The sequence below is a fragment of the Streptacidiphilus melanogenes genome (assembly GCF_000787835.1).
Taxonomy (GTDB): Bacteria; Actinomycetota; Actinomycetes; order Streptomycetales; family Streptomycetaceae; genus Streptacidiphilus; species Streptacidiphilus melanogenes.
This window is the reverse complement of record NZ_BBPP01000025.1, coordinates 1-11,640: the sequence shown is the minus strand read 5'-3', so window position 1 is coordinate 11,640 and position 11,640 is coordinate 1. Positions and strand designations below refer to the sequence as shown.

At 70.5% G+C, this 11,640-nt stretch carries 9 protein-coding genes; 5 read left to right on the top strand and 4 right to left on the bottom strand.

All coding sequences use genetic code 11. The features are described 5' to 3' along the window. Window positions 1–3: 3 nt before the first annotated feature. On the bottom strand, window positions 4–1,008 hold the full coding sequence (locus TR49_RS24185; RefSeq protein WP_042385122.1) for a LacI family DNA-binding transcriptional regulator: 1,005 nt from the start codon (window positions 1,006–1,008) through the stop codon (window positions 4–6). Window positions 1,009–1,258: 250 nt separating this feature from the next. Here TR49_RS24185 and TR49_RS24180 point away from each other — a divergent pair, with 250 nt between their 5' ends. The 5 genes from TR49_RS24180 to TR49_RS24160 all read left to right on the top strand — a co-directional run bounded on the left by TR49_RS24180 (window position 1,259) and on the right by TR49_RS24160 (window position 8,493). Then, the gene (locus tag TR49_RS24180) at window positions 1,259–2,689 is read left to right on the top strand and encodes an extracellular solute-binding protein (RefSeq protein ID WP_042385120.1); all 1,431 of its coding nucleotides are present in this window, start codon (window positions 1,259–1,261) and stop codon (window positions 2,687–2,689) included. Window positions 2,690–2,798: 109 nt separating this feature from the next. Next, entirely contained in the window at window positions 2,799–3,743 is a 945-nt protein-coding gene (locus TR49_RS24175) for a carbohydrate ABC transporter permease (RefSeq protein WP_042385118.1), read from the top strand. A 1-nt stretch (window position 3,744) separates the two neighbouring features. Further along, window positions 3,745–4,635 carry a carbohydrate ABC transporter permease gene (locus tag TR49_RS24170; RefSeq protein WP_042385115.1) on the top strand — a complete coding sequence of 297 codons (891 nt, stop codon included), beginning with the start codon at window positions 3,745–3,747 and terminating at the stop codon, window positions 4,633–4,635. A 159-nt stretch (window positions 4,636–4,794) separates the two neighbouring features. Beyond that, window positions 4,795–6,423: a glycoside hydrolase family 13 protein gene (locus TR49_RS24165; RefSeq protein ID WP_042385113.1), complete on the top strand. Its 1,629-nt coding sequence runs from the start codon at window positions 4,795–4,797 to the stop codon at window positions 6,421–6,423. Between the two features lie 51 nt (window positions 6,424–6,474). Beyond that, the gene (locus TR49_RS24160) at window positions 6,475–8,493 is read left to right on the top strand and encodes a glycosyl hydrolase family 28-related protein (protein WP_052434591.1); all 2,019 of its coding nucleotides are present in this window, start codon (window positions 6,475–6,477) and stop codon (window positions 8,491–8,493) included. Window positions 8,494–8,515: 22 nt separating this feature from the next. Here TR49_RS24160 and TR49_RS24155 read toward each other — a convergent pair whose 3' ends face one another. The 3 genes from TR49_RS24155 to TR49_RS24150 all read right to left on the bottom strand — a co-directional run bounded on the left by TR49_RS24155 (window position 8,516) and on the right by TR49_RS24150 (window position 11,177). Further along, window positions 8,516–9,025: a DinB family protein gene (locus TR49_RS24155; RefSeq protein ID WP_042385110.1), complete on the bottom strand. Its 510-nt coding sequence runs from the start codon at window positions 9,023–9,025 to the stop codon at window positions 8,516–8,518. Then, the gene (locus tag TR49_RS44380) at window positions 9,022–9,168 is read right to left on the bottom strand and encodes a hypothetical protein (protein WP_162484685.1); all 147 of its coding nucleotides are present in this window, start codon (window positions 9,166–9,168) and stop codon (window positions 9,022–9,024) included. The genes TR49_RS24155 and TR49_RS44380 overlap by 4 nt, the downstream gene beginning before the upstream one ends. Window positions 9,169–9,236: 68 nt before the next feature. Further along, entirely contained in the window at window positions 9,237–11,177 is a 1,941-nt protein-coding gene (locus TR49_RS24150; protein ID WP_042385109.1) for a glycoside hydrolase family 9 protein, read from the bottom strand. Window positions 11,178–11,640: the final 463 nt, after the last annotated feature.

The window sequence follows — 11,640 nt, the reverse complement described above, 5'->3', positions numbered from 1 at the left end:
CCCCTAGCGGGCCGGCCCGGTCGAGCCGCGGACCACCAGCTCGGGTTCGAACAGGAGCTCCTCCGCCGCCACCGTCGCGCCCTCGATCTGGTTGACCAGCAGCGCGACGGCCGCACGGCCGAGTGCTTCGATCGGCTGACGGACCGTCGTCAGCGGCGGTTCCGTGCAGTTCATGAAGGCCGAGTCGTCGAAGCCCACCACGGAGACGTCGCCAGGGACGGACAGGCCCGCGCGTCGGGCCGCGCGGATCGCGCCGAGGGCGAGGGGGTCGCTGCCGCAGATGATGCCGGTGACGCCCGCGCGCAGCATGCGGCTGGCCGCCGCGTGGCCGCCTTCGAGGGCGAAGAGGGCGTGGGCGACCTGGTCCGGCAGGGCCTCGCGGCCGGCGCGGGCGCACTGCGCGGCGAAGGAGGCGAGCTTGCGCTGCGAGGGGATGTGGTCCTCAGGGCCGACGATCATGCCGATGCGTTCGTGGCCGAGTGCGGCGAGGTGGGCGAAGGCCTGCTCGACGGCGACGGTGTCGTCCGTCGAGACCTGGGGGAAGCCGAGGTGCTCGACGGCGGCGTTGAACAGTACGACGGGGATGCCCCGGTCGCGCAGGCGCGTGTAGTGCTCGTGGGGGGCGTCGGCCTCGGCGAAGTGGCCACCGGCGAAGACCACACCGGAAACCTGCTGGTCGAGCAGCATGTTGACGTAGTCGGCCTCGGAGAGGCCGCCCGCGGTGCGGGTGCACAGGACGGGGGTGAAGCCCCGCTGGGCCAGCGCGCCGCCGACGACCTCGGCCACCGCCGGGAAGATCGGGTTCTGCAGCTCCGGCAGGACCAGGCCGATCAGCCGGGCGCGCTCGCCGCGCAGCTGACTGGGGCGCTCGTAGCCGAGCACGTCGAGCGCGGCCAGGACTGCGTTGCGCGTGCCCTCGGAGACGCCGGGCCGCCCGTTGAGCACGCGGCTGACCGTGGCCTCGCTGACTCCGACCTTCTGTGCCACCTCGGCGAGTCTGCTCTTCATGGCGCAAGAGTAGAGCAGGATCCGGCAAGCGATTGCAAGATTCAGTTTGCGCTCCGCAAAACTCCAGCTCAAGGCCATGCTGTGGCTCTTGTAGGTGGCCGCGAGCTCCCGTGGCGGTCATGCCACATCGAAGCGCAGTCGTGACTTTTCAATTTTGCGTCGACCTCTTGCGTAAGCCAGCGCGGCGGCCTACGTTCCTCACACGCCGGCTTTCCCCCACCCACCACGTCACTACGACCATGGGGCACGCATGATGCTGAACAGATCGCGCACGTTCGCCGCCATCGCTCTCGCGGCAGGTTTGTGTCTCGGAACCGCCGCCTGCGGCAGCGGCGGCTCGTCCGGGGGCAGCGGCAACGCCGCCGGCGGAGTGGCCGACGGCAAGCCGCTCGACCCGAACGCCACCGTCACCATCTCCATCGACTGCGCGCCCGGCGCCGACCAGGCGGCGGGCAAGGCCAACTACGCCGACGACCTCGCGCTGTTCAAGGTCAAGTACCCCAACGTCACCGTCGACGCGAAGCCCTACGTGGGCCAGTGCGAGGTGCCCGCGCAGCAGACCGCCGAGTACAAGGCCCACGACGAGACCGGCGCGTACCACGCGTACTTCACCGACCAGGAGCAGACGCTCAACTCCGGTGACGCCGCCGACATCAGCGCCTACGTCAACGACCAGACGGTGCCCGGCTACTCGACCATGCTGCCGAGCGTCAAGCAGAACCTCGGCGCGAACGGCAAGACCTACGCGCTGCCGATCAACTACTACTCCACCGGTCTCGTCTACAACCGCGACCTGTTCAAGAAGGCCGGCCTCAACCCCGACCAGCCGCCGACCACCTGGGACGAGCTCCAGGCCGACGCCAAGAAGATCGCCGCGCTCGGCAACGGCATCACCGGCTACGAGGACTACAGCGGCGGCAACACCGGCGGCTGGCACTTCACCTCCGAGCTCTACAGCCTCGGCGGCCAGATGGTGAACGCGGACGGCACCAAGGCCGCCTTCAACTCCCCGCAGGGCAAGCAGGTCCTGCAGCGCCTGCACGACATGCGGTTCGTCGACCACAGCATCGGCGCCACGCCGGTCACCCAGTGGGCCGACGCCTTCCCACCGCTCGCCACCGGCAAGGTCGGCATGTTCATCGGCGCCCCGGACGTGGTCAAGCACCTGATCGAGGTGCTCGGCGCGGACAAGAACGCCTTCGGCCTCGGCCCGATGCCCGGCGCCACCGGCCCCGGCAACAGCCTCGGCGGCGGCGACCTCTACTACTTCAAGAAGGGCCAGACCCCGAACCAGATCAAGGCCGAGATCGCCTGGATCGACTTCGAGTACCTGACGCCCGACGCGGGCCAGTTCAACTTCGCGCGGGCCGCGACGCTCGCCGCCTCCAGCAAGGACCCGGTGGCGATCGCCATCCCGGAGCCCTACTTCTGGGCCTCGAACTCGCCGCAGATCAGCCAGATCACGTCCTCGCTGAAGACCAACGGCAACCTGCCGCTGTCCAACTACGGCCCCTACGTCGACAACCCGACCAGCAGCGTCAACGAGCCCCCGGCGGCGCAGCAGCTGTACAAGGTCCTGGACACGGCGATGTCGGCGGCGATGACCGACCCCAACGCCAACCTGGACCAGGTGCTGTCCACCGCCGAGACCCAGGCCAACCAGATTCTCGCGAATCAGTGACGTCTGGCCGACCAGTGACGTGTCGTCCGGCCGGACCGCCTCCCAACCCCGCCGCGGTCCGGCCGGACGGCCGACACCCAGTGCTCAGGCACTTGACGAGGAGTCACCCATGGCTGTCACGCTGACACGCGGCCCCTCCCGCGTCGACGCGGCGGGCGCCGGACCGCACGACCGGTTCGCGGCCCTGCGCCGCTCGCTGGTGCGGAACCTGCGCGCCCACGCCTTCCTGATCGGCGCGCTGCTCTGCTTCGTGCTGTTCACCTGGTACCCGATGATCCGCGAGATCGTGATGTCGTTCCAGCGGGTCCACTACGGCGAGACCCAGTGGGTCGGCCTCGCCAACTACCGGCAGATCACCGCCGACCCGGAGTTCTGGACGGCCTGGCGCAACACGCTGGAATTCACCGGCATCGCCCTGTTCTTCGGCTTCGCGGCGCCCTTCGTGGCCGCGATCGTCATCAACGAGTTCCGCCACGCCCAGGGCTACCTGAGGGTCCTGGTCTACCTCCCGGTGATGCTGCCCCCGGTGGCCGGCATCCTGCTCTTCAAGTACTTCATGGACCCCGGATACGGCCTGTTCAACCAGATCCTGCACGCGGTGCACCTGCCCACCTCCTCCTGGCTGGCGTCGAAGAGCACCGCGATGCCCTCGCTGGTGCTCGTCTCGACCTGGGGCAACATGGGCAGCGCCACGCTCGTCTACCTCGCCGCCCTGCAGGGCATCCCCGGCGAGCTATACGAGGCCGCCGAGCTGGACGGCGCCAACCTGCTCCAGCGGATCTGGCACGTCACCGTGCCGCAGACCCGGCTGATCCTCTCGCTGATGCTGATGCTGCAGGTGGTCGCCACCATGCAGATGTTCACCGAGTCGTTCGTGCTGACCGGCGGCGGCCCCGAGGGATCGACCACCACCGTGGTCTACCTGCTCTACAACTACGCGTTCAACTACGACAAGTTCAACACCGCGGCCGCCCTCGGCGTGATCATGCTGCTGGTGCTCGGCTGCTTCTCGGCGCTCTACCTGTGGCTGGAACGCCGCGGACGGGAGGAGTGACATGACGAACGCCGCCCACTCCGGCGCGACCCGCACGCTCGTCTCCCCGGTCCGGCTGGCCCAGCCACGCGGACGCCTCCTCTACCGGCTCGTGCTGGCGCTGGTGCTGCTCGTCACGACGATCGCCTTCGTCGGCCCGCTGTACTGGATGGCCACCGGCGGCTTCAAGTCCTCCCAGGAACTGGTGCGCACCCCGCCGACGCTCTTCCCGACCCATCCCGCCACGCACGCCTTCACCGAGGCCTGGTCCCGGCTCGGCATGGGCGGGCTGCTGCTCAACACCGTCGTCTACGCAGGCGGAGCGCTGCTCTTCCAGCTGCTGTTCGACGTCGCCGCCGCCTACGCGCTGTCCAAGCTGCGACCGGTGCTCGGCAATGTGATCCTCGGCATGATGCTGGCCTCGATGATGATCCCGGCCGCCGCGCTGGTCATCCCGCAGTACCTCACCGTGCTCGACCTGCCGCTGGTCCACTGGAACCTGCAGGACACCCCGTGGGTCATCTGGCTGCCCACGGTGGCCAACGCCTTCAACATCTTCCTGCTGAAGCGGTTCTTCGACTCGATCCCGAACGAGCTCCTCGACGCGGCGGCCATCGACGGCGCCGGCCCGCTGCGCGTGCTCTGGTCCGTGGTGCTGCCGCTGTCGCGGCCGATCCTCGGCGTCGTGTCCATCTTCGGCGTGGTCGCGGTCTGGAAGGACTTCCTCTGGCCGCTGATCACCGTCCCCTCGCACGAGACGCTCAACGTCGGCGTCAACACCGCGGCGACCTCGATGCCGGAGAACTCCCTGATCGCCGGCCTGTTCCTGGCGTCGATCCCGACCATCGCGCTGTTCCTGGTCTTCCAGCGCAACATCATGGCCGGTCTCACCGCGGGCGGCCTCAAGGGCTAGGCCGCCGGACAGGGCCCAGGTCCAGCGGGGTGCCCGGGCCTGTCCGACGCGATCCCCGTCGTCCCGGCCCGTCGCCCGCCCTGACCGGGGGCGGGCCGGGACGGCGGCTCCCCCTCACCGATGACGTCATCTCGATGACTTCCAGAAAGCAGGTTCGTCGTGCCCGAAACCGGAGAGCGCGAGCTCCCGTGGTGGCGGAACGCCGCCATCTACCAGATCTACCCCCGCAGCTTCGCCGACGGCGACGGCGACGGGGTGGGCGACCTGGCCGGGCTGCGCGCGCGCCTGCCCTACCTCGCCGAGCTCGGCGTCGACGCCATCTGGATCAACCCCTGGTACGCCTCGCCGCAGGCCGACGCCGGCTACGACGTCGCCGACTACCGCGCCATCGATCCGCTGTTCGGCACGCTGGCCGACGCGGAGGAGCTGATCCGCCAGGCGCACGGGCTCGGAATCCGCGTCGTCATCGACATCGTCCCGAACCACACCAGCGACCAGAACCCCTGGTTCCAGGCAGCGTTGGCGGCAGGCCCGGGCTCCCCGGAACGCGCGCGGTTCTGGTTCCGGCCGGGACGCGGCACGGACGGGGAGGACCCGCCGACCGAGTGGCAGGGCTTCTTCGGCGGCCCCACCTGGACCCGCGTCACCGAGCCGGACGGTCGGCCGGGGGAGTGGTACCTGCACCTGTTCGCCCCCGAGCAGCCCGACTTCAACTGGGAGCACGACGATGTCCGGGCCGAGTTCGAGAGCGTGCTGCGCTTCTGGTTCGACCGCGGCGCGGACGGCTTCCGCATCGACTCCGCCGCGCTGCTGGTCAAGGATGCGGACCTGCCCGTGAGCGATCCCGAGGAGCACGCCTTCACCGACCGCGAGGAGGTCCACGAGGTCTACCGCGCATGGCGGCGCGTCGCCGAGTCCTACGGGGGCGGGCTCGTCCTGATCGGCGAGGTCTGGCTGCCGGACGCCGCCAGGATGGCGCGCTACCTGCGCCCCGACGAGATGCACACGGTCTTCAACTTCCCTTATCTGGAGTGCGCCTGGGAGGCGGAGCGGCTGCGCGGCGTCATTGACGACACCCTGCGCTTCCACCGCGAGGCCGGCGCGCCGGCCACCTGGGTGCTGTCCAACCACGACGTCGACCGGGTGGTCAGCCGCTACGGGCGTGAGGACACCTCGTTCGCGATCTACGCCCGGCAGCACGGCCGCCCTGTGGACCTCGCCCGCGGCACGCGCCGCGCCCGGGCCGCGGCCCTGTTGACGCAGGCGCTCCCCGGCGCGGTCTACGTCTACCAGGGCGAGGAGCTCGGCCTGTGGGAGGTCGAGGACATCCCCGACGAGCTGCGGCAGGACCCGATGTGGGAGCGGAAGGGTCGCAACCCGGCGGACCCGGGGCGGGACGGCTGCCGGGTCCCGCTCCCCTGGTCGGGCAGCGAGCCGCCGTTCGGCTTCTCGCCGTCCGGCGGGAGCGGCGTGCCGTGGCTGCCGCAGCCGGAGGCATGGAAGGAGTACACGGTCGAGGCGCAGGCCGCTGACGCGGGGTCGATGCTGGCCCTCTACCGCCAGGCGCTGCGACTCCGACGCGAGCTGGGCGACGGCGGCTTCCAGTGGCTGGAAGGAACACCACAGGGGGTGCTGGCCTTCCGGAGGGGGGAGGGCTTCGCCTGCGTCGTGAACCTCTCCGCCGAGGCCGTCGCCCTCCCCCTCACCGGAACCGTGCTGCTGGCCAGCGACGAGCTGCACGGTCAGTCCGTCCTCCCGGCCGACACGGCCGTCTGGCTCAGGGTCTGAGAAGTTGCGCTCGTGGGTGAGTGCAACTCCATCTCCAAGGAAGGGCAACCGATGTCACACAGAAAGAGACAACTCTCCCTCGCCGTCGCCGTAGGCATGCTCGCCGCCGTCGGAGGGACCGGCGCCGCGCATGCCACCGTGCGGGGGCCGCAGCCCGTGGTGACGCGGGCCGGAGTCGATCCGTCACTGCTGCGGGGGCGCGGAGCGAACCTCGGGTTCGCCGAGCAGAACGCGTTCGACGCGCGGACCGACGGGACGGTGCTCGCGCCCGACACGACGCCCTACACCCTCGCGTCCGAGGCGACCGGCCGTCAGGCCGTCTCGCTGAGGCCGGGCCAGTACGTCGACTTCACCCTGCCCGCCGACACCAACGCCATCACCGTCCGCTACAGCATCCCGGACGCACCGGGCGGTGGCGGCGTCACCGCGCCGCTGGACGTCAGCGTCGACGGGCACCACCGGCAGACCATGACGCTGACCTCGCAGTACGCCTGGCTCTACAACGAGTACCCGTTCAGCAACGACCCCGGTGCCGGCCCGCTGAACCCGGACTGGTGGACCACCGAGTGCGACTGCGTGCCGGACCAGACGACGCCCGCGCCCGTCTTCCCGACGCCGTTCCGGCCGAGCCACTTCTACGACGAGCAGCGCCTGCTGCTCGACCACACCTACCGTGCGGGGCAGGTGATCCGGCTCGCGGTCCCGGCGGGGAGCCCGGCCGCGACCACGACGATCGACGTGCTGGACACGCAGCACGTCGCGCCGCCGCTGCCCGCGCCCCGGAACGCGCTCGACGTGCGGGACTTCGGTGCGGACCCGACCGGGGTCAAGGACTCCGCCGACGCCTTCGACGCGGCCGTCGCCGCCGCGCAGCGCAGCGGGCGGACGGTCTGGGTGCCGCCGGGGACGTACCAGGTGAACCGGCACATCATCGTCGACCGCGTCACCATCCAGGGCGCGGGCAACTGGTACACCGTCATCAAGGGCCACCAGGTGACGCTGTCGTCCCCGGCTCCGGACGGGTCGATCCACACCGGGGTCGGGTTCTACGGCAAGGACGCCTCCGCGGGCGGCAGCCACGACGTGCACCTGCGGGACTTCGCCATCGAAGGCGACGTACGCGAGCGGATCGACACCGACCAGGTCAACGGCGTCGGCGGTGCGCTCAGCGACTCCTCGATCGAGGGGCTGTACATCCACCACACCAAGGTCGGCATCTGGCTGGACGGGCCGATGAACGACCTGCGGATCACCGGCAACCAGATCGCCGACCAGATCGCCGACGGGATCAACTTCCACGGGGGCGTGACGAACTCGGTCGTGGCGAACAACTTCGTCCGGAACACCGGGGACGACGGGATCGCGCTCTGGTCCGCGCCGGCCGCGGACGCGCACGACGTCGTCGCGGACAACACCGTGCAGACGCCGGTGCTGGCCAACGGCATCGCGCTGTACGGCGGTTCGGATCTGACGGTGGCGGGGAACCTGGTCGCGGACCCGATCCGCGAGGGCAGCGCGATCCAGCTCGGCACCCGCTTCGGCGCGGTGCCGTTCGCGGGCCGGATCTCGGTGGCGGACAACACCACCGTCCGGGCGGGGACCTTCGAGCTGAACTGGAAGATCGGGCTGGGCGCGATCTGGCTCTACGCACTCGAGCACAGCATCGACGCGGACGTCCAGGTCACCGGGGACGACTTCCTGGACAACACCTACGACGCGATCATGCTTGTCTCGGACTGGAGCGTGAAGGACCAGTACAGCATCAGCAATGTGCACTTCAGCCACATCCGTGTCGACGGCACCGGCACGGACGTGGTGAGCGCCCGCGCCGCGGGCAGCGCCACGTTCCAGGACGTGGTGGCCCGCAACGTGGGCGCCGTCGGGGTGAACAACTGCGGGTCGTTCCACTTCACCCCGTTCGGCTCGGAGTTCACCCTCACCGACCTCGGCGGCAACACCGGCGGCGGGACGACCGGCGCCTGGCTCGCGCCGTGGGAGCTGCCGAACACGATCACCTGCGACGACCGCCCCACGGTCGTTCCACCACCCGCGCCGAGCCCCTGGAAGTAGCCCCTGGGCTCAGCCGGCCCGGCTAGCCGGCGTAGGGATCGCCGCCGAGCCAGGTGGTGCCGTCGAGGAGCTCGCGGGCCGCGTCCAGATGACCGCAGTGGCAGGCGACCTCGGTGATCACGTGCAGCAGCACGTGCCGCACGTCGGGCAGTCGCCAGGTCGGCCAGATCCCCGTCGGCCAGGCGGCCGGCTCTTGATCGGCGGTGACGGTGGCGAGGACGGCGTCCGAGCGGGCGACGGCCGCCCGGTAGTCGGCGAACACCTCCTTCGGACCCATGCCCTCGGGCACGTACCAGTGCGTCCGCGCGCCCGCTGTGAGCCCTCCGGCCACAGCGGGCGCGCCCGCGATCACCCCGCGGAACCAGAAGCGCTCGACGTCGAGAGTGAGGTGCCGCAGCAACGCCAGGCAGCTCCAGCCGCTCGGTAGCACGGGACGCCGCAGCTGCTCCTCGGACAGCCCGTCGAGGACCCCGGTGACATGCGCACGCTGGCGGTCCAACGCACCCCTGAGGGCCTCGAGTTCGGCGTTCACGCAGGAACGCACAGGGCCGCGAGCCGCTTCAGCGTGTCCAGGTGCCGTGTGCGGTCGGTGAGCGGCCGGAAGACCACCGCGGGCGGAGCCTCGACGCGCCGGGATGCCGTCACCTTTGCCGCGCCTGTCGTCGTACCGGTCATCCGCGTGCCTCCGTTCCGAGGTGACTGCGGTTCGGACGCTACACCCGGGCACTGACGGGGCAACGGGGTCACCGGGCGACCGACTCCTGGAGCGCCGCACCGAGGACGGCCGAGCCGGTCATGTCGAGGGCCGGTTCGTCCGTCTGCCAGGAGCGGACGTCGTCCGAGAACCGGCTGTTGTGGCCGGTGAAGGCGTTGAACGGGTCGGCGCCACCGGGAGGGCAGGCGGTCATGCCGGTTTGGTAGTCGCCCAGCCCGCCGGTGAAGTTGCTCGGGTTGTTGGGCCCGTTGACGACCGCGCCGACGTCGATCGGGCCCTTGCCGTCGGTGCTGCCGGAGATGTTGGCGACCTGGTGCTGCATGCAGTCCGGGAAGGTGCTGCCCTCGCCGACCATGAAGCTGGTGCCCCAGGCGTTCGCGCCGAGCAGCCAGTCGCGCTGCTCGGTGGCGAAGGCGTCGTAGGAGGCGTCGCCGGTGGCCTGCTTGTACAGGGCCTCGGTCGTGAGGAAGCCGAAGGTGTGCGCGTCGACGTCGAAGTCGCTGTAGTCGCCGCCGGCGTGGAAGACGTCCTTGCCCGCGTTGGTCGCGCCGGCCTGGACCTGGCGCTTGAGGTCGGCCTCCAGCGCGGCCGGAGTGACGGCGAGCCCGGAGGGGTTCCCGGCTCCCGCCATCGCCTTCAGCAGGTCGGCGTGGGCGAGGGCGGAGGTGTCGTAGAGGTTGAAGGTGTCGCCGGTGTCGCTCGCGAGGTAGTCCTTGGCCCAGGTGGCGGCCTGGCCGAGGTACGCCGCGGCGCTGCGGTCCAGTGCCTGCGCGGCGAGCGCGATCTCTGCGGCGCCGAGCTCCATGTCGTCGTGCCAGGTCGACTCGGGGTAGTAGGCGTTCGGCAGCGCGGTGGTGAGGGGCTTCGGCGGACTCGCCGTGTTCGCCTGGGCGTACAGGGAGGTGGCGGCCTGGAATTCGGCGGCGGCCCGGGCCGGGTCGCTCTTCGCGTCCACCTGGGCGGCCAGCGCGAAGGCGGCGCTGACGCGGCCGACGACGTTGGGACTGATGGGCTTGCCGGGTGCGGCGGCCTCGAAGACAGGCCGGTGGGCGGCTGCGTAGCGGTCGGCGGTGGCCGTGTCGCCGTCGTCCTTCTGCGGCAGCCGCCACAGGTCGTGGTCGCCGTGGAAGGTGCCCGCCGCATTGCCCGAGCCGATGCCCACCTGGAGGTAGAGCGTCTTGGTGGGCTGGTCCCACATCTTGTCCAGCCACTGCTCGCCGAAGTGCGCCTCGGCGTCGAGGGACGCGGGTGCGGCGGAGCCGAGGGCCCGCTGCGAGGCCAACAGCAGGGTGTCGCCGAGGGCGGCGGTGTGTGTGAACTTGAGGAAGTCACCCGCGTCGAACCAGCCGCCGGAGACGTCGACCGGACCGGCGATCTGCTTCAGGTCGCCGTCGGTGATCGTGTCCGAGCCGCCCGCGGCGAACTTCGGCCAGGCGTAGACGTCGGCGTGCGCGTCGTCCAGGTGGGACGGCTGACGCTTGAGTGCGCCGGGTATGACGGCGGATCCGTCGCGCTGGTTCTGGAAGAAGCCGACCCCGTCGGTGACGAGCTTGCCGTAGAGGGCGGCGGGAGCCTCGACGCGGAAGGCCGGGGAGGTCGCCTTGGCGTCGCCGCTGACGGTGAGCCGGTAGGTGCCGGGAGCCGTCAGGCCCGAGAAGGTGATCGGGTAGACGTCCGGGTAGGCCTTGTTCCACGAGCCCCGACTGGTGCCGCCCACGGCGCCGCTGAGCACCGTCGCGCCGGCTGAGTCGACGACGTGGAAGGTGACCGAGGAGGCTGCGGCACCGGTCATCAGGTAGGCCTGCTTGACCTCGCCGGAAAGGAAGCCGGCCTGGTCGACGCGGATCTGCGCGGCGCTCGCGGCGTCGGCGGCGGGCGCGCCGAGCCCGAGCGGCACGGCGGCGACGGCGGCACTCACGACCAGCGCTGCGAGGCCGGTGGTGCGGCGACGCCTGCGGGAGTGGGGCATCGACGGCTCCTCTGTTAGGAAAGTTTCCTTACCGCGCTGAAGGTAGAGCCGGCCTGACGGTGGGTCAAGTGTTGTGGTCGCCGAGGGCGGTAGTCCTGAGCCCGTTTCCGGCAGTTCGTAGGGGTTGCTGCGCATTCGGTGTGAAGGTGCACGCGGCGCTTTGTTGCGGGCCGGTAAACGTGAATTTCATCCAGCGACCATCCCTTGTCAGTCCCCGGACACCATCGCTAGCGTTCTCGCCAGCTGACACCCCTTAAGGGGGTGTTCAGAGGTTTCTCGCTACGTCATTGCGTTCGCGCAGGTGGCACGCACGTCGTGCGCACGTGCCGCGAACAGGCCCGAACTCCCCACTGGAGGCTGTACGTTGCGCACCTCGTCGATATCCGCCGCTGCCACCGCCGTCGCTCTCGGCGTCTCGGCCCTCATGGCCGCCGCTCCTGCGCAGGCTGCGTCGGCCCACGCT